The sequence below is a fragment of the Reyranella sp. genome, assembly GCF_052439685.1.
Classification (GTDB): Bacteria; Pseudomonadota; Alphaproteobacteria; order Reyranellales; family Reyranellaceae; genus Reyranella.
The window spans coordinates 26,502-43,353 of the sequence record NZ_JBQVQG010000013.1 but is presented as its reverse complement, the minus strand read 5'-3'; the positions used below and the strand labels follow the sequence as shown (position 1 = coordinate 43,353).

At 64.5% G+C, this 16,852-nt stretch carries 18 protein-coding genes; 9 read left to right on the top strand and 9 right to left on the bottom strand.

Features of this window, described 5'->3' with window-relative positions; genetic code table 11:
* Nucleotides 1-50: 50 nt before the first annotated feature.
* Together ACT6UX_RS17400 and ACT6UX_RS17395 are read left to right on the top strand one after the other, a co-directional pair.
* Nucleotides 51-368: a hypothetical protein gene (locus ACT6UX_RS17400; RefSeq protein WP_444776407.1), complete on the top strand. Its 318-nt coding sequence runs from the start codon at nucleotides 51-53 to the stop codon at nucleotides 366-368.
* Nucleotides 365-688 carry a hypothetical protein gene (locus ACT6UX_RS17395; protein ID WP_444776406.1) on the top strand — a complete coding sequence of 108 codons (324 nt, stop codon included), beginning with the start codon at nucleotides 365-367 and terminating at the stop codon, nucleotides 686-688. Before ACT6UX_RS17400 ends, ACT6UX_RS17395 begins: the two co-directional genes overlap by 4 nt.
* 79 nt (nucleotides 689-767) lie before the next feature.
* Here the strand turns inward: ACT6UX_RS17395 and ACT6UX_RS17390 are convergent, their stop codons facing one another.
* From ACT6UX_RS17390 to ACT6UX_RS17360, 7 genes are all read right to left on the bottom strand, one after another.
* The gene (locus ACT6UX_RS17390) at nucleotides 768-1,964 is read right to left on the bottom strand and encodes an ABC transporter substrate-binding protein (RefSeq protein ID WP_444776405.1); all 1,197 of its coding nucleotides are present in this window, start codon (nucleotides 1,962-1,964) and stop codon (nucleotides 768-770) included.
* 196 nt (nucleotides 1,965-2,160) lie between these two features.
* Nucleotides 2,161-3,363 carry an ABC transporter substrate-binding protein gene (locus tag ACT6UX_RS17385; RefSeq protein ID WP_444776513.1) on the bottom strand — a complete coding sequence of 401 codons (1,203 nt, stop codon included), beginning with the start codon at nucleotides 3,361-3,363 and terminating at the stop codon, nucleotides 2,161-2,163.
* Nucleotides 3,364-3,425: 62 nt separating this feature from the next.
* Complete coding sequence (locus ACT6UX_RS17380; RefSeq protein WP_444776404.1) at nucleotides 3,426-5,270, bottom strand: AMP-dependent synthetase/ligase; 1,845 nt, start codon at nucleotides 5,268-5,270, stop codon at nucleotides 3,426-3,428.
* A 16-nt stretch (nucleotides 5,271-5,286) separates the two neighbouring features.
* On the bottom strand, nucleotides 5,287-6,063 hold the full coding sequence (locus tag ACT6UX_RS17375; RefSeq protein WP_444776403.1) for an ABC transporter ATP-binding protein: 777 nt from the start codon (nucleotides 6,061-6,063) through the stop codon (nucleotides 5,287-5,289).
* Nucleotides 6,064-6,074: 11 nt separating this feature from the next.
* Entirely contained in the window at nucleotides 6,075-6,833 is a 759-nt protein-coding gene (locus ACT6UX_RS17370; RefSeq protein WP_444776402.1) for an ABC transporter ATP-binding protein, read from the bottom strand.
* Entirely contained in the window at nucleotides 6,830-7,981 is a 1,152-nt protein-coding gene (locus ACT6UX_RS17365) for a branched-chain amino acid ABC transporter permease (RefSeq protein ID WP_444776401.1), read from the bottom strand. The genes ACT6UX_RS17370 and ACT6UX_RS17365 overlap by 4 nt, the downstream gene beginning before the upstream one ends.
* Nucleotides 7,982-7,985: 4 nt before the next feature.
* A complete protein-coding gene (locus ACT6UX_RS17360; protein WP_444776400.1) occupies nucleotides 7,986-8,861 on the bottom strand; it encodes a branched-chain amino acid ABC transporter permease in 876 nt (291 codons plus the stop codon).
* 141 nt (nucleotides 8,862-9,002) lie between these two features.
* On the opposite strand from ACT6UX_RS17360, the gene ACT6UX_RS17355 reads away from it, so the two are divergent.
* Complete coding sequence (locus tag ACT6UX_RS17355) at nucleotides 9,003-10,175, top strand: acyl-CoA dehydrogenase family protein (protein ID WP_444776399.1); 1,173 nt, start codon at nucleotides 9,003-9,005, stop codon at nucleotides 10,173-10,175.
* 7 nt (nucleotides 10,176-10,182) lie between these two features.
* Here the strand turns inward: ACT6UX_RS17355 and ACT6UX_RS17350 are convergent, their stop codons facing one another.
* On the bottom strand, nucleotides 10,183-11,007 hold the full coding sequence (locus ACT6UX_RS17350; protein ID WP_444776398.1) for a hypothetical protein: 825 nt from the start codon (nucleotides 11,005-11,007) through the stop codon (nucleotides 10,183-10,185).
* Between the two features lie 139 nt (nucleotides 11,008-11,146).
* Here ACT6UX_RS17350 and ACT6UX_RS17345 point away from each other — a divergent pair, with 139 nt between their 5' ends.
* The gene (locus tag ACT6UX_RS17345) at nucleotides 11,147-11,623 is read left to right on the top strand and encodes a PaaI family thioesterase (RefSeq protein ID WP_444776397.1); all 477 of its coding nucleotides are present in this window, start codon (nucleotides 11,147-11,149) and stop codon (nucleotides 11,621-11,623) included.
* The gene (locus ACT6UX_RS17340) at nucleotides 11,620-12,081 is read left to right on the top strand and encodes a PaaI family thioesterase (RefSeq protein ID WP_444776396.1); all 462 of its coding nucleotides are present in this window, start codon (nucleotides 11,620-11,622) and stop codon (nucleotides 12,079-12,081) included. Before ACT6UX_RS17345 ends, ACT6UX_RS17340 begins: the two co-directional genes overlap by 4 nt.
* Nucleotides 12,082-12,136: 55 nt before the next feature.
* On the opposite strand, the gene ACT6UX_RS17335 is transcribed toward ACT6UX_RS17340, so the two are convergent.
* A complete protein-coding gene (locus ACT6UX_RS17335) occupies nucleotides 12,137-12,634 on the bottom strand; it encodes an SRPBCC domain-containing protein (protein WP_444776395.1) in 498 nt (165 codons plus the stop codon).
* A gap of 38 nt (nucleotides 12,635-12,672) precedes the next feature.
* On the opposite strand from ACT6UX_RS17335, the gene ACT6UX_RS17330 reads away from it, so the two are divergent.
* From ACT6UX_RS17330 to ACT6UX_RS17315, 4 genes are read left to right on the top strand one after another with little or no spacing between them, the layout of a single operon-like run.
* A complete protein-coding gene (locus ACT6UX_RS17330) occupies nucleotides 12,673-13,413 on the top strand; it encodes a transglutaminase-like domain-containing protein (RefSeq protein ID WP_444776394.1) in 741 nt (246 codons plus the stop codon).
* The gene (locus tag ACT6UX_RS17325) at nucleotides 13,410-14,624 is read left to right on the top strand and encodes a multidrug effflux MFS transporter (RefSeq protein ID WP_444776393.1); all 1,215 of its coding nucleotides are present in this window, start codon (nucleotides 13,410-13,412) and stop codon (nucleotides 14,622-14,624) included. The genes ACT6UX_RS17330 and ACT6UX_RS17325 overlap by 4 nt, the downstream gene beginning before the upstream one ends.
* Nucleotides 14,625-14,643: 19 nt before the next feature.
* Entirely contained in the window at nucleotides 14,644-15,567 is a 924-nt protein-coding gene (locus ACT6UX_RS17320; protein WP_428683683.1) for an SDR family NAD(P)-dependent oxidoreductase, read from the top strand.
* A gap of 19 nt (nucleotides 15,568-15,586) precedes the next feature.
* Nucleotides 15,587-16,747, top strand: coding sequence for a M20 family metallopeptidase (locus ACT6UX_RS17315; RefSeq protein WP_444776392.1), 1,161 nt, complete (start codon nucleotides 15,587-15,589; stop codon nucleotides 16,745-16,747).
* Nucleotides 16,748-16,852: the final 105 nt, after the last annotated feature.

Here is a 16,852-nt window from a genome sequence, read left to right as displayed (position 1 = left end):
GCATAGCGGCGAAACGCGCGGTGCGTTAGCTTCTCGTTGAGGAGGAACGCATGGGGAAGTTGACGGGTATTCTCGGGTTGATGGTCGCTCCGCTGGCGGCGGCCGGATGCACCCAGACTGCGGGCGGTCCGCCACCGGGCATGACGGCGGCGCAGGGTGCGGCCTATTGCACCAAGCTCACGACGGTCTACAGCGAATATGTCGCCGGCCTCGCTACGTCGATGGGCGGCGTCGGCAGGGGCGGCGGGCAGTCCGATATCGACGCCCGGGTCGCGGTGGCTCAATGCCAGGACGGCAATACAGCCGCGGGCATTCCCGTGCTGCAGCGGGAACTGCGCAACAACAAGGTCGAGGTACCGCCGCCGTGACAACTCCTCGTCATCTGATCGGGTGTGTCGGATTGATGCTCCTGCCGCTGCTCGCGGCAGGGTGTACCCAGACGGCAGGCGGCCCACCGCCGGGCATGACGGCCGCCCAGGCCGCTGCCTACTGCACCAAGCTGAGTTGGGCCTACGGCGAGTATGTCGCAAGCGGGATGGGCGACAGCGCCGGCGACAACGACAACACCGACGCCGATATCAGTGCGCGCGTGGCGATTGCCCAATGCCACGAGGGCCAGACCGGCGCTGCCATTCCGGTGCTCCAGCAGGAGCTCCGCCGCAACAAGGTGCCGGTGCCGCCGGTCTGACGGGCGGTCTGGTTTCGCCCAAAGAAAAACCCGGACGGTTGCCCGTCCGGGTTTCGTGTTTCTGGCAGGAGCCGAGGAACTAGAAGCCCAGGCCTTCCTTGATGACGACCCAGCGGCCGTTCTTGACCTGCTGCACCTGCGTGATCGTGTTCGCGAGGTGGTTGGTCTTGGAGAACTTGCTGGGCGGCGAACTGAAGATGTCGAGATACGGATTGCCCGACTCGAGTGCGTCCAACATCTTCTGGCCCGTGAGGTCCTTGCCCGCCAGCTTGGCATAGTGCGCGAAGGTCATGACCGCGTTGTAGCCGATGACGGACTGCGTGTTGGCGTCGGTGCCGAACATCTTCTTGTAGGCCTCGACCCAGTCCTTGACCTTGCCCTTGGCCGTGTCGGCATAGGGCGTCTCGAAGGCGCCGGCGGCGTAGAAGCCCTCGACCACGTCCTTGCCGAGCGTGATCGTGTCGGGAATGTTGGTCGGCGTCGCGCCAAGGAAGGTGACGTCCCAGCCGAGCTTCTTGGCCTCGGCGATGGCGCCGATCGTCTCGCGCAGGATGGTGCCCAGCACGACCAGGTCGCAGCCGTCGGATTTCATCTTGGCGATCTGGGCGCTGAAGTCGGAGGCGCCGCGCTTGTAGGTCGTGACCGATGCGGGCTTCAGCTTCATGGCGTCGAGCTGCTGGGTAAAGCCGTCGAGCACGTTCTTGCCGTACTCGTCGTCCTGGTACATCAGGCAGGGCTTGGTCGGCTTCTTCCACTCCACCATGTACTTCACGGCCGCACGCGTACTCTCGACATAAGGCAGGAGGTTGCTGAACTTCAGCCGTTCCTGCGGCTTGCCGGCGTCGAACTTGTAGGTGAACTCGGCGGCGGTCAGCGGGAAGAGCTGGAGCACACCGGCATCGAACAGGATGTCCTGGGCGGCGATCACGGGCGCGGAGCCCATGCCGCCGATCATGGCGAACACCTTGTCCTTCTCGATCATTTTCTGGCTGGCGAGCACGGCCTTCTTCGGGTCGTAGGCGCTGTCCTCGATGATCAGCTTCAGCTTGCGACCGTTGATCCCGCCTGCCGCGTTGATTTCCTCGACGGCGAGTTTCATGCCGTTGGCCACGGGGACGCCCCAGGTCTTGATGGGGCCGGAGAGATCCTGATGCGTGCCGATGACGATCTCGGTCGGCGTGATGCCCTGATTGGTGACCTTTGTCTGCGCGAGAGCCGGCATGGCCGCCAGCGTCGTCGTGCAGGCAAGCGTCACCGCGAATGCCTTGAGATGCATTGTTCGTTTCCTCCACTGATGCGCTCTTTGTTTCTCAGGCGGGCGGCGCGCACGACCCGCTCCGTCGTCGCTTTGCGCGACTTGTGCGGAATTAGATCAGTTTCGCAGCGATTATGCACGGCGAAACGGACGATTCCGGCAGGCAAAAGAAAAGGCCCGGGACAAGCCCGGGCCTCTTCCGTCGATGAGAAGTTCGTCAGTTCTTGAGGTCGCGCTTCAGGACGACCCAGCGCCCGTCCTTGACCTGCTGCAGCAGGTAGACCGTGGCCGAGAGATGCTCGGTCGGCGAGAACTTCACCGGCGGTGAGTTGAAGATGTCCTGGAAGACGTCACCCGATTCCATCGCCGCCAGGAACTTCGCGCCGGTCAGGTCCTTGCCCGCCAGCTTGGCGTAGTGGGCGAAGGTCATGACCTCGTTGTAGCCCAGCGCCGACTGGGTGTTCGGCTCCATGTTGTAGAGCTTGTGATAGGCCTCGGCCCATTCCTTGGCCTTGCCGGTCGAGGTGTCGCGATAGGGGATCTCCATGCCGCCGACGGCATAGAATCCTTCCGTGACTTCCTTGCCGAGCGCGGGGACCTCGACGACGTTGGCGGCGGTGCTGCCGAAATAGACCGGCGCGAAGCCGATCTTGCGGCCTTCGGCCATCACGCCGACGGTCTCGCGCACGATCGTGCCGAGAACGACGAGGTCACAGCCGTCGGACTTCATCTTCGCGACCTGTGAGGAGAAATCCGAGGCGCCGCGCTTGTAGCTGGTGACCGAGGCGGCCTTGAGCTTGGTATCCGCGACGGCCTGGTTGAAGCCGTCGAGCACGTTCTTGCCGAACTCGTCGTCCTGGTAGATGACGCAGGGCTTCTTGCTGCCCTTTTCCTGAATCAAGTGGCGCGCGCCGGCGCGCACACTCTCGGTGTAGGGCGGCACGTTGTTGAACTTCAGCCGGTCCTGCGGGTTTTTCGGGTCCATCTTGTAGGTGAACTCGGCCGAGGTGACCGGGAACAGCTGCGGAATACCGGCCTCGAGCAGGATGTCTTGGGCGGCGAGTACGGTGGGCGAGCCCAGCGGCGCCAGCATGGCGAAAATCTTGTCCTTCTCGACCAGCTTCTGCGTCGCGAGGACGGCGCGCTTGGGATCGTAACCCACATCCTCGACGATCAGCTTCAGCTTGCGGCCGTTGATGCCGCCCGCCGCGTTGACCTCGTCGACGGCCATCTTCATGCCGTTGGTGACGGGAACGCCCCAGGACTTGATGGGGCCGGAGAGATCCTGGTGCGTGCCCAGGACGATCTCGGTGGGCGTGATGCCCTGGTTGGTGACCTTGGTCTGCTGCGCCAGCGCGGGCAGGGCCGCGAGGCTGAACACACCGCCCAACAGGGCGGCCTTTACGCAAAACGTACGCATCACTTCGATTTCCTCCAGGTTGTTTACTTGTTCCCCGTTTCGTGACCTCGAACCGCCCCGGCTCAGGCAGCCTGGGGGCGGTACATCGCGTCGATCTGGTCCTTGTACTTGGTGTTCACGAACGACCGCTTGAGCTTCATGGTCGGCGTCAGCTCCTCGTCCTCGGGCGTGAGCTGCTGCTCGATCAGGAAGAAGCGCTTGATCGTTTCGACACGGGCGAAGTTGGTGTTGACCCTCTCGATCTCCGACCAGATCAGCTCCTGCACTTCCTTGGCGCGGCACAGGCTGGTGTAGTTCGTGAAGGGGACATCGATGTCCTGGGCGAACTTTTCGACCGTCTCACGCTCGATCATGACGAGGCATGTCAGATAGGCGCGCTTGTCGCCGATCACGACGGCGTCGCTGATATAGGGCGACGCCTTGAGCAGGTTCTCGATCTCCGAGGGCGTGATGTTCTTGCCGCCGGCCGTGATGATGATGTCCTTCATCCGGTCGGTGATCTTGACGTAGCCTTCTTCGTCGATCAGGCCCACGTCGCCGGTGTGCAGCCAGCCGTCCTTGTCGACCGTCTCGGCGGTTTTCTCGGGCTGGTTCAGGTAACCCATGAACACCATGTCGCCCTTGATCAGGATCTCGCCGGCCGGCGAGATCGCGACCTGGCCGTAGGGCACGGACTTGCCCACGGTGCCGAGCTTGATGGCATTCGCCGGCATCGCCGTCGCCAGACCGCAATTTTCCGTCTGGCCGTAGACCTCGTACATGTCGAGACCGAGCGCCAGATACCAGCGGATGAGCTCGGGCGAGATTGGCGCGGCCCCGGTGAACAGCCAGCGGCAGCGGTCGAGGCCGATCATCCGCCGGATGTTCTTCAGCACCAGCCAGTAGGCGACCTGGAAGTGCAGCTTTTCGAAGGCGGTGGGCTCGCGCCGTGCCAACCGCGCATCGGCGATGGCGAGTCCGGCTGAGATCGCGCGCCGGTAGGCCCATTGCTGCAGCGGCGTCGCGTCCTTCAGCGCGATCGTGATGCCGGCGTAGAATTTCTCCCAGACGCGCGGCACGGCGCCGAACAGGGTGGGCTGCACCTCGCGGATATTGTCGGGGACCGTCTCCGGGCTTTCGGCAAAATTGCTGCAGACGCCGGTTGCGACCGAGTAGTAGCTGCCGGCGATGCGCTCGGCGACGTGGCAGAGCGGCAGGAAGGCCAGTCGCTCGTCCCCTTCGTACCAGGACAGCGAGAGTTCGGGATGCATGCAGTTCTGCATCGTATAGACGACGTTGCGATGGCTGTGCATCGCGCCCTTGGGAGGTCCCGTCGTGCCCGACGTGTAGACCAGGATGGCGAGGTCGTCCGGCTTGCGCGAGGCGACCAGCTCCTCGAACAGCGCGTCCTTGCCCTGGCCGTAGTTGCGGCCCGCCGCCATGAACTCGTCCAGCGAGACCACCATGGAATCGTCGAAGGTGCGCAGACCCTCCATGTCGAAGACTACGATCTTGCGCAAGGTCGGGCAGCGCTCGCGCACGTCGAGCGCCTTGTCGAGCTGCTCGTCATCCTCGACGAACAGAACGGAGGTCTTCGAGTCGTTGATCAGATACTCGACCTGCTTGGCCGAGTCGGTCGGATAGATGCCCGAGGAGACGCCGCCGGCGCACAGGATGCCGAAGTCGGCGTAGTTCCATTCCGGCACGGTGTTGGCCAGGACCGAGGCAACATCGCCCGGTCGGAAGCCGGTCTCGTGCAGCGCGAAGGTGACGGCTTTCGACCGCTCTAGCCACTGCGTCCAGGAAATGGCGTTCCAGATGCCGTAAAGCTTTTCGCGCATCGCCGGCCGGTCGCCGCGCGTCTTGCAGGAGAGCAGGAAGCTCTTGGGCAGTGTCTCGGCAACCGTCAGCGTCGCTTTGATGGGCATGGTTTCCTCGTTCCCGTCAGCGCCAGTTCTTCTTCTTCTTCCAGCGGCGTTCGCCGCGGGCGCTCTCTTCCTTGGCGCCGAGATAGAACTCCTGGATGTCTTTGCTGTTCATCAGCCGCTCGCAGGTATCGTCCATCACGACGCGGCCGACTTCGAGCACGTAGCCATAGTGGGCCGTCTCGAGCGCCATCTTGGCATTCTGCTCGACCAGCAGGATCGACGTGCCTTCCTCGGCGTTGACCCGGCGGATGATGCTGAAGATCTCCTTCACCAGCAGAGGCGACAGGCCGAGCGAGGGCTCGTCGAGCAGCAGCAGCTTCGGCCGGTTCATCAGCGCACGGCTGATCGCCAGCATCTGCTGCTCGCCGCCGGAGAGCGAGCCGGCCGGCTGGTCGATGCGCTCCTTGAGGCGCGGGAAATAGGCGAAGACCTTTTCCAGGTCGCGGGCGACGCCATCGCGGTCGGTGCGCAGGAAGGCGCCCATCGCGAGATTCTCGCGGATCGTGAGGAACGGAAAGACCTCGCGGCCCTCGGGGACATGGCTGAGGCCGAGCCGCACGATCTTGTCGGCATCCATACGCTGGATCGCCTTGCCCTCGAATTCGATCGTGCCCTTGAGCGGGTCGAGTACCCCCGAAATGGTCTTGAGGATCGTCGTCTTGCCGGCACCGTTGGCGCCCAGCACGGTGATGATCTTGCCGCGCGGTACAGCCAGACTGACGCCGCGGATGGCCATGATCGGGCCGTAGTAGCTCTCGATGTTCGAAACCTTGAGGATCGGGTCGTCGCTCATGTCCGCTCCTCTCAGGCGCCGAGATAGGCCGCAATGACGTCGGGATGCGCCTGCACCTCGGCCGGGGTGCCGGAGGCCAGGACCTTGCCGTAGTTGAGCGCCAGCACGCGGTCGGAAACGCGGTTCACCAGGCTCATGTCGTGCTCGACCATGAGCACGGTCACGCCGAGTTCCGTCCGGATGTCGCGGATCCAGAACGACATGTCGTCGGTCTCCTCGACGTTGAGGCCGGAGGAGGGCTCGTCCAGCAGGATCAGCTTGGGCTCCGAACAGAGGGCGCGGGCGACTTCGACCACCTTGCGCACGCCGTAGGGCAGGCCGGCGATCAGCTTGTCGCGATAGGCCTGCAGATCGAGGAACTCGATCACCTCCTCGACCTTGCGGCGATGCTCCTTCTCGGCGCGACGGACCGACGGCAGGAACAGGATCTCCTGCCAGAGCTGGGTGGTGGCGTGGCAATGCCGTCCGACCAGCAGGTTGGCGAGCATCGAGGCGTTCTCGAACAACTCGATGTTCTGGAAGGTGCGGGCGATGCCGAGCTTGGCGATCTGGTGGGCCGGCACCTCGGTGATGTCGCGCCCCTCGAAGAACAGCTTGCCCGAGGTTGGGTCGTAGAGCCGCGAGATCAAGTTGAAGATCGAGGTCTTGCCGGCGCCGTTGGGGCCGATGATGGTGAAGATCTCGCCCTTCTCGACGCTGAAGCTCACGCTGTCGACCGCCTTGAGGCCGCCGAACTGCAGCGAGATGCCGTCGACCGTGAAGAAGCTCATCGGTTGCGCTCCGACTTCACGTAGGTCTTCTGCCGCTTGAAGGTGGCCTTCTTGTAGAGCGGGAAGAGCTGGAAGAAGAGCTTCACCTTGAGCCAGCGCCCATAGAGTCCGTAGGGCTCGAACAGGATGAACATCATGATGATCAGCCCGTAGATCGCGCCCTTGAGGCCGGCGGCCGAGCCGATCGCCGACATCGTGTCGCGCAGCTTGCCGGCGGCGTCGGGCGCCATGCCGAGCGTGGTGGCGAGGCTCGCGCCCAGCACCGGTACGTCGTCCTTCAGGGCCGTCAGGAAGGGATCGACCATGACGATGAAGATCGCGCCCAGCACCGCGCCATGCACCCCGAAGGCGCCGCCGATGATGATCACCATGATGAATTCGATCGACAGCAGCAGGGTGAACATCTCGGGCGAGATGAAGGACATCTTGTGCGCAAACAGCACGCCCGCCATGCCGGTGAGGGCGGCGCTGATGGCGAAGGACTTCACCTTGTAGCCGGCGAGGTCGATGCCCATGCTCTTGGCCGCCGTCTCGGAGTCGCGGATGGCGATGAAGGCGCGGCCGGTGGGCGAGCGCAGCAGGTTCAGCGCCAGCAGGATCGATCCCACGAGCACCAGCAGGCAGAGAAAGTAGAAGGCGTCGCCGTCGCGCGGGATCGGCTGGCCCAGCAGGTCGATGGTGCGGACCCGCATGCCTTCGTTGCCGTGCGTCACCGATTCCCAGCGCGCCAGGATCTCCTCGACGATGAAGGCGAAGGCGATGGTGGCGATCACCAGATAGATGCCGCTGAGGCGCAGCGCCGGGAAACCGACCATGGCGCCCACCGCGCCGGTGATGATCGCCGCCGCCGGGAAGTAGACGATGAAGGATATCCCCTGGCTCTGCAGGAAGCCGGCGGTATAGGCGCCGATCGCCAGGAAGGCGGCGTGGCCCAGCGAGGCCTGGCCGGTGAAGCCCGTCAGGATGATCAGCGCCACGCCGACGATGGCGTAGATGAACACGAAGACGATCTGGCTCTGCAGATAGCTGCCGACGAGGTAGGGGAAGGCGATCAGCGCCGCCAGGAGCACGCCGTAGGACCACCAGTAGCCGCTGTGCTTCAGCAGGCGGATGTCCTGGTCGTAATCTGTCTTGAAGACGAAACGCATGGGCTCAGACCTTCTTGCGCATGCTGGGGCCGAACAGCCCATGCGGCCGGACCAGCAGGACGATCAGCAGCACGACGTAGGGGGCGACGTCCTTCCAGCCTTGCGGCAGGTAGAAGCCGGCCAGCGTCTCGATGACGCCGATGATCAGACCGCCGATCACAGCGCCGGGGATCGAGCCGAAGCCGCCCAGCACCGCCGCCGGGAAGGCCTTCAGCCCCAGTGCAAGGCCGACATTGGAATGGATGAAGGTGATGGGCGCCAGAAGCACGCCGGCGGTCGCCGCCACCGCGGCGCTGATCGCCCAGATCAGCGAGACGACCCGCTTCACGGGAATGCCCATGTAATAGGCAGCCAGCATGTTCTCCGACGTGGCCCGCATGGCGGTGCCCATCCGCGTGTAATTGAAGAAGGCGTAGAGCACCGCACAGAGGATGACGGTGGCCACGATCACCGACAACTTGTCGTGGGCGATCACGAGGTCGCCCAGCTTGAAGACACCGGTCGAGAAGGGGGTTTCGATCTTCAGGTCGTCGGTGCCCCAGATCATGCCGGCGACCGAGCGCAGGAAGTATCCCAGCCCGATCGTGGCCATGACGATGGAGAATTGCGGATAGCCCAGGATCGGCCGGATCAGGATGCGTTCGGTCGCCATACCGAACACCGCCATGGCGCAGACTGCGAACAGGAAGCCCAGCCAGTAGTCGAGGCCGATCAGGCCGATGAAGGTGAAGACGAAGAAGCCGCCCAGCATCATCAGGTCGCCCTGGGCGAAGTTCACGACTTCGGTCGCCTTGTAGATGAGGACGAAGCCCAGTGCGATGAGGCCGTAGACACAGCCGAGCGCGATACCGCTCACCAGCTGCTGGATGAAGTCGAGCATTCCCTAACCCTGTAAACCGGCCGTTTGATGGCTTCGCGTTTAACTTGAATCATAAGACATGGCCGGGCTGCGGGGAGTCAATGGATTTTCAACCGGAGCGCTGTACTGTTGGTTGATCTCACTTCTTCAGCGGAGAATTCCATGTCGCTCGTCGAGCAGGCCGTCCTGTCGAGCCGGCCGCCGTCGCCCTTCTACACCGGGGAGCACGAGGCGTTCCGGAGCACCGTCCGGCGCTTCGTCGACCGTGAGCTCATGCCCCATGTCGATCAGTGGGACGAGGCCGAGGAATTTCCGCGCGAGCTCTATCGCAAGGCCTCGGCCGCGGGCCTGTTGCAGCTTGGCTTCCCCGAGGAGTATGGCGGCGTCCCCACCGACCCGTTCTTCGGCATCGTCAAGGCCGAGGAGATGGCGCGCCACGGCAGCGGCGGCCTCAATGCCAGCCTGAACAGCCACACGATCGGCGCCCCGCCCATCGCCGCGCTCGGTCCGGAGTGGATGAAGCGCAAGGTCCTGCCCGAGGTCCTGGCCGGCGAGAAGATCAGTGCGTTGGCCATCACCGAGCCCAGTGGCGGTTCCGACGTGGCCAACCTGAAGACTACCGCGCGGCGAGAGGGCGACCACTATGTCGTCAATGGCTCCAAGATGTTCATCACCTCGGGCATGCGGGCCGATTACTACACGGTCGCGGTCCGCACCGGCGGTCCGGGGGCGGGCGGGGTCTCCCTGCTGCTGATCGAGCGCGACCGCGAAGGCTTCGCGCGCACCAAGCTGAAGAAGATGGGCTGGTGGGCCTCCGACACCGCCCAGCTCTTCTTCGACAATGTGAAAGTGCCGGTGGAGAACCTGATCGGCGAGGAGAATCGCGGCTTCATTGGCATCATGCTGAATTTCAACTCGGAACGGCTGGGCATGGCGGCCGGCGCCTGCGGCTACGCCAAGGTCTGCCTCGACGAGGCGATCGCCTATGCCCGCGAGCGCCACACGTTCGGCAAGCCGCTGATCGCCAACCAGGTCGTGCGCCACCGGCTGGTCGACATGGCCATGCGCATCAACGCGGTGAAGTCGACGCTCGAACTGCTGGCGTATCGGGTTGGGCAGGGCGAGAAGCCGGTCGCGGAGATCTGCATGCTGAAGAACCTCGCGACCTCGACCATGGAGTATTGCGCCAACGAGGCGATGCAGATCTTCGGCGGCGCCGGCTACCTGCGCGGCGCCAAGGTCGAGCGCATCTATCGTGAGACCAAGGTCATGTCGATCGGCGGCGGCTCGACCGAGATCATGAAGGATCTCGCCGCCCGCCAGATGGGTTTCTAGTTCTGCCCTATCGCTTCAGGAGGAACGTTCCGTCCGGACCGGTCTTTGTCCGGTTCGCCTTGTCCCACCAGAACTGTCCGCGCAGCTCGTCGTTGACGGCCCTAATCTCGTAAAGTTCCGATCCGTGTACGGACAGGGTGTAGGCGCCGTTTCGTTCGGTGAAGGGGACGTTGTTTCTGCACGTGTCTTTCCGCCGAAGGTCGACGCAGATGTTCACCCGGTTGTTCTGCAGCAGTTCGATCGACAGGCGCTGGCCTTTGGTGTCGGCCGGCTTCCCGAAGATTGTCATGGGACGGATCCAGACCCAGTCGCCGGACCAACTGGGATTGCGGCTCGCTGCCGGTCGGGTTTGCGAAGCGGTGGTGTTGGCGTTCGCACAGGCGCGCACTTCCGAGAAGACTTTCGCGACGTCGCCGGAAAACGATACCGAACCCTTCACCAGCCCGTTCGGTCCGCTGACCTGCCACTGATAGCCGCGCGCACGGATGAGCGCCGGATAATTTCCTTCATCGATGTAAAATACCAGGCGGCCGCCGACTTCCGCGTCGATCGGCTCTGCACTGCCGCCGATGATGATCGTGGCCCGCCCCTCCCGGTACCAGCCCTTCGGCAGCCCCGCGGGCGCAGGTACGGAAACATAGGTGCGTCCGTTGTTTCGCCTCGAGATGATGTTCGGGCCCTGCGTCGCGCGGCAGTTGGCGACGCCTCCCGATTCCGCCGTCTGGGTGAATTTCCACCCCGGTACGTTGCCGCCCCAGGGCTCCTCCTGCGCAAATACGGGCGACCATGAAAGGATCATCAACAGCGTGACGCCCGCATATGCTTTGGTCACCGAAAGTCCCCAGAAATTCCAATCGACGATTCTTCGTTACGATATCTTCGCCGAACGGTATAGCCTTGCTCACCTGCCAGCGAGCCGAGCGAGAGCCTCCGCGGCGCAGTCCGGCCGCCTAGTAACTGCGGAGTTACGCATGCCTCCTCTCACCAGCAAGGAGGAGCGCATCGCGCTCTTCCAGCAATGGTTTTCCGACAACATCCCGCACAACAAGGCGCTGGGCCTGAAGGTGATCGATGCCTCGCGCGGCTTCGCCTCGATGCAGCTCGACTGGCGCGAGGAACTCGTGGGCAATCCCGAGACCGGCGTACTGGCCGGCGGTCCGCTCACCGCCATGCTCGACGGCTGCTGCGGCATGTCGGTGGCCACCATGCTGAAGGCGCCGGAGCCCTTCGCGACCCTCGACCTGCGCATCGACTATGTGCGGCCGGCCGAGCCCGGCAAGCCGGTGATCGCCGAAGCCGAGTGCTACCGCATCACGCGCTCGGTCGCCTTCACCCGCGCCTTCGCCCATCACGGCGATGCCAAGGACCCGATCGCTGCCGCCGCCGGCATATTCATGCTGGGCACCAAGGGCAGGCCGAACCGGCTGCCGCTGGGAGACAAGCCATGAGCGCGCTGCTCAGCCGCCTCGCCGAGGCGCGCAAGGAGGGCAACGTCGCCCGCCTGGCCGAAGCCATCCCCTATGCACGGTGGATGCAGATCGCCCCCGAGAATGGTACCGGCGAACTGCTGACCCGCATGCGCTATCACCCGGAGCTGATCGGAAACACCTTCCTGCCGGCGATCCATGGCGGCACCCTGGGCGCCATGCTGGAGATGGCCGCGATCTTCCATCTCCTGTGGGAGACGGAGACCGAGACGGTGCCGAAGATCGTCAACATCACGGTCGACTACCTGCGTTCGGCGCGACCGGTCGACGTGATCGCCTGCGCCAAGGTGACGAAGCAGGGAAGACGCATGGTCAACGTCTTCGCCGAAGCCTGGCAGGAGGACCGGTCGAGACCCGTCGCCACCGCCAATGCACACTTCCTGGTCAAATCCGACGCCGACGCCCCGCCGTCGCTTTAGACATTCGTTCCCTCTCCCCATGCGCCGCATGCGGAGAGGGCGACGAGGACGCCAATCACCCCCGCGGATTGCTCAGGTCGACGCCGTACTGCTTGGCGTTGCGCGCCATGTAGTGATCGCGGCCATGGACGGGCTCGCCGCGGACGGCCGCGTCGACCATGTCGACGAAGGTATGCCAGCCCATGGCGTTCAGCTTCACGAACGATTCCAGGACCGGGAGGTGCTCAAGCGTCAGCAGAGTGCCCTCGGCGGAGCCCGCCAAGGTCAGGATGACGTAGGATTCCGGATAGGGGGAGGTCGCGTCACCCGGATTGTACACGTTCCATGTGTAGGCGAGCCGGCCCGGCGGTTGCCATTGCGTGACCACCCCGCGGATATGGCCGCCCATCAGCGAGACGGCGCCGCCGACCCTCGGTTCGATGCTGCCGTCGCCATACCAGCCGGGCAGGCGACCGGGATCGGTCAGGAAACCCCATGCCTGTACAGGCGGGCCGGGGAGGTGTCGCTCGAAGCGCACCATATGCGCATGGGTGAATTGCGCGCCGTCGCTCATGGACTTTCCTGCCTCTTGCCTTAAAGAAAACGCCGCACATGGATTACGAATCCTTCAAGACCCCGGCCGACGACGTCGTTCGTGACGGCGCCAGCTTCGAGGCCTACCGGCTTCCAGGCGACTTGATCGATTCACAACACCCGAAAATCGTGGCCTATGCAAGGCGTGTGGCCGGTGAGGGCAGTGACCGGGAGAAGGCGTTGCGCCTCTACTACGCCGTGCGCGACGAGCTGCGCTACGATCCCTACAACACGCCGATGAAGCGCGAGGCCTATCGCGCGAGCACGACCCTGGCGGCCGGGCACGGATACTGCGTGAACAAGGCAGGCCTCATGGCCGCCGTCTGCCGTGCCGCCGGCATTCCGGCGCGGCTGGGCTATGCCGACGTGCGCAACCACATGACGACTCAGAGGCTGTCGGAGCTGATGGGCTGCGACGTCTTCTATTATCACGGCTACACCGACGTCTGGCTGGACGGGCGTTGGGTGAAGGCGACGCCGGCCTTCAACCGCGAACTGACCGACAAGTTCGGCCTGAAGCCGCTCGACTGGGACGCGGTGGGCGATTCGATCTATCACCCGTTCGATCTCAGCGGCCGCCGTCACATGGAATATCTCGCCTATCGCGGCGTGTTCGCCGACATCCCGTTCGACGAGATTCGCGGCGCCTTCCGCCACTATTACCCGCGCATGACGAAGGCGCAGGAGGAGATGGCGCTGGGCGGCGATTTCGGCGCGGAGGGTGCAGCTGAAGCAAAGGGCGGGGCGAAGACAAAGTGAACCTGACGCCGCGGTCGCCCGCCTACATTGCGCTGCTGGTGGCGCTGGGCAGTTTTGGCCCGCTCACCATGAGCATCTACACGCCGGTCATGCCGTCGGTGGGTCACGAACTCTTTGCGACACCCGACAACGTGAAGCTGACGCTCACCACCTACATGCTGGGCTTCGCGGTCGGGCAGCTGTTCTACGGCCCCCTCAGCGACCGCTACGGGCGGCGGCCGGTCCTGCTGGGCGGGTTGCTGTTCTTCACCATCACCAGTTTTGCCTGTTCCTTCGCCCCCTCGATCGGCGGGCTGATCGGGCTGCGCATTCTGCAGGGGCTGGGGGCCGCCTCCGGATCGGTTCTGGGCCGCGCGCTCACGCGCGATGCCTACACGTTCAAGGAAATGCCACTGGTCATGAGCTGGATCTCGCTCGGCCAGAACATCGCGCCATCCCTCGCGCCGACGATCGGCGGGTTCCTCGGCGAATGGTCGAGCTGGCGGGCGACCTTCTGGTTCGTCGGCGGCTTCGGCGCCATCCTGTTCCTCGTCACGCTGGCGGGCCTGCGCGAGACCAACAAGTTCCGCAGTGAGCGAATCGATTTGTCGAGCCTGCTGCGCGGCTCTGGCGAAATGCTGCGAGACCGGCGCTTCCTCGGCCACATCCTGCCGCTCGGTTTCGCCTTCGCGCTGAATTTCGGGATGTTGGCGGGCGTGCCCTTCGTGCTGCAGGAGAGCATGGGCTTCAGCCCCCGCGAGTTCGGCCTCATCGTCCTGCTCTCGGTCGGCGGCTTCACACTGGGCACCTTCGTGAACAACCGCCTGGTCGGCAGGGTCGCGCCGGTCGACATCATTATGTTCTCGGGCTGGTTTCACGTGGCGGCACTGGTCGGCATGGCGGCTCTTTCGCTCTCCGGCATCGTGACCTGGTGGGCCATCGTCGGCCCGCACATGCTGCTGAGCTTCGGCACGGGCATGATCGTCGCCAACGCCAATGCCGGCGCCGTCGGCCTCTATCCGCGGCTCGCCGGCACGGCTTCGTCGCTGGCCGGCCTCGCGCAGATGGGAATGGGCGCCATGGGCACGGTCGCGGTCGCGGCCCTGACTGTGGTCGGCAGTCGCTACATCGCCATGCCGATGGTGATCGGGCTTGCGCCTTTCGCCATTGCAACGGTGCTGAGCGCCCGACTGTTGCGCGGTGAGCCGCGGGCCCCGAAACTGGATCAATAGAAGAGGGAGAGAGAAGACTATGGCGAACATGTTGAAGGACAAGGTCGTGCTGGTGACCGGCGCGGGCGGCGGCATCGGCCGCGAGATGGCGCTGCTGGCGGCCAAGGAAGGCGCCAAGGTCGTGGTCAACGATCTCGGCGGCGCGGTCGACGGCGAGGGCAGCGGCAGCGCGACGGCAGCCGAGAAGGTCTGCGAGGAGATCAAGGCGGCCGGCGGCCACGCCGTGCCCAACGGCGACAGCGTGTCCGATCCGGCCGGCGCCGAGCGCATGGTCAAGGCGGCGGTCGAGAATTTCGGCCGCATCGACGGCGTCATCAACAATGCCGGCATCCTGCGCGACCGCATCTTCCATCGCATGAGCCACATGGACTGGAAGATGGTCATCGACGTGCATCTCAACGGCTCGTTCAACACCAGCCGCGCCGCCGCCAACTACTTCAAGGAACAGAAGTCCGGCGCCTTCGTGCACTTCACCTCGACGTCCGGCCTCGTCGGCAACTTCGGCCAGGCCAATTACTCGGCCGCCAAGATGGGCATCATCGGCCTGTCGCGCTCGATCGCGCTGGACATGGCAGCGTTCAACGTGCGCTCCAACTGCATCTCGCCGTTCGCCTGGACGCGCATGATCGGCACCATCCCCGCCGACACCGAGGCGCAGAAGGCGCGCCTGGAGCGCTCCAAGAAGATGACCCCGGCCAAGATCGCGCCGATGGCGGTGTACCTCCTGTCGGATTCGGCCCAGGAGCAGGGCATTTCCTCGCAGATCTTCGGGGTGCGCATGAACGAGATCATGCTGTTCAACGCCAACCGCCCGGTACGATCCGTGCATAACTCCGAGGGCTGGACCCTCGAGGACATCGCCGAGCACGCGGTGCCGTCGATGAAGCCCTACTTCACCGACCTGAAGCGCTCGCCCGAGTACTTCACCTGGGATCCGATCTGAGCCGGAAGGACTGACGACGATGGCTGCCGAGCGTATGAAGAACGAGCCCAGGATCGACCCCAAGGAGATCCTGGAGGGGATCGTCGAGTGGATCGAGATCGAGAGTCCGAGCCACGACGCGAAGGCAGTCAATCTGATGGTCGACAAGGTCGAGGGCCAATGCCGCGACCTCGGCCTCGACCTGTCGCGCACGCCGGGTCGTGATGGCTTCGGGGACATCCTCGAAGCCAGGACCCCGGCGGAATGGAGCATGGGGCAGGGCAAGGGCATTCTGGTCCTTGCCCATCTCGACACGGTCCATCCGCACGGGATGAAGGAGAAGGAGTTGAAGATCCGCCAGGAAGGCGACAGCGTCTTCGGCCCCGGCATCTACGACATGAAGGCGGGCGGCTATATCGCCTATTACGCCCTCAGGCACCTTGTCCGTCAGGGCAAGCGCACCAAGCTGCCCGTCACCTTCCTGTTCATTCCGGAAGAAGAAGTCGGCAGCCCGACCTCGCGCGCCCGCATCGAGGAAGCCGCCAAGGGTCACAAATACGCGCTGGTCATGGAGCCGGGCCGCGACGGCGACAAGGTCGTGACCTCACGCAAGGGCGTCGGCCGCTTCACGCTGACCGCCAAGGGCCGTGCCGCCCATGCCGGCGTGCGCCATGAGGACGGCCGCAGCGCCATCCTCGAGATTGCGCGTCAGATCGTGCGCATCGAGGAGAAGACCGACTATGCCCGCGGCATCACCTGCAACGTCGGCCTGATCCGCGGCGGTTCGGGCGTCAACGTGACACCGGCCGAATGCTCGATCGACGTCGACCTGCGTGTGCCCAGCATGCAGCTGGCGGAGGAGATGACGCACTGGTTCCTGAACCTCGAACCGATCGGCAAGGAGGTCGAGCTCTCGGTCGAAGGCGGCATGAACCGGCCACCCTACCAGAAGGATGCGGGCATCACCGATCTCTTCCAGAAGGCGCAGGCAATCTATCGCGAGATCGGCAAGGAGCTGAACGACGTGCCGCTGACCGGTGGCGGCAGCGACGGTAATTTCACGGCGGCGCTGGGCATCCCGACGCTCGACGGGCTGGGCGCCGACGGCAAGGGCGCCCACGCCGTTACCGAACAGATCTACTATTCGTCGCTGGAGCCGCGCACCTACCTCTGCGCGCGCCTGCTGGAAACGCTGGAGTAGGTCTCATTGGAGCGTGGCACCGCGGGCGGGGGGTGTACCCCCGACGGGGGACGCCCCGTTTTTACACAAAAATACGCCGGGTAAACCGTGTGGAGGGGGGTTGGG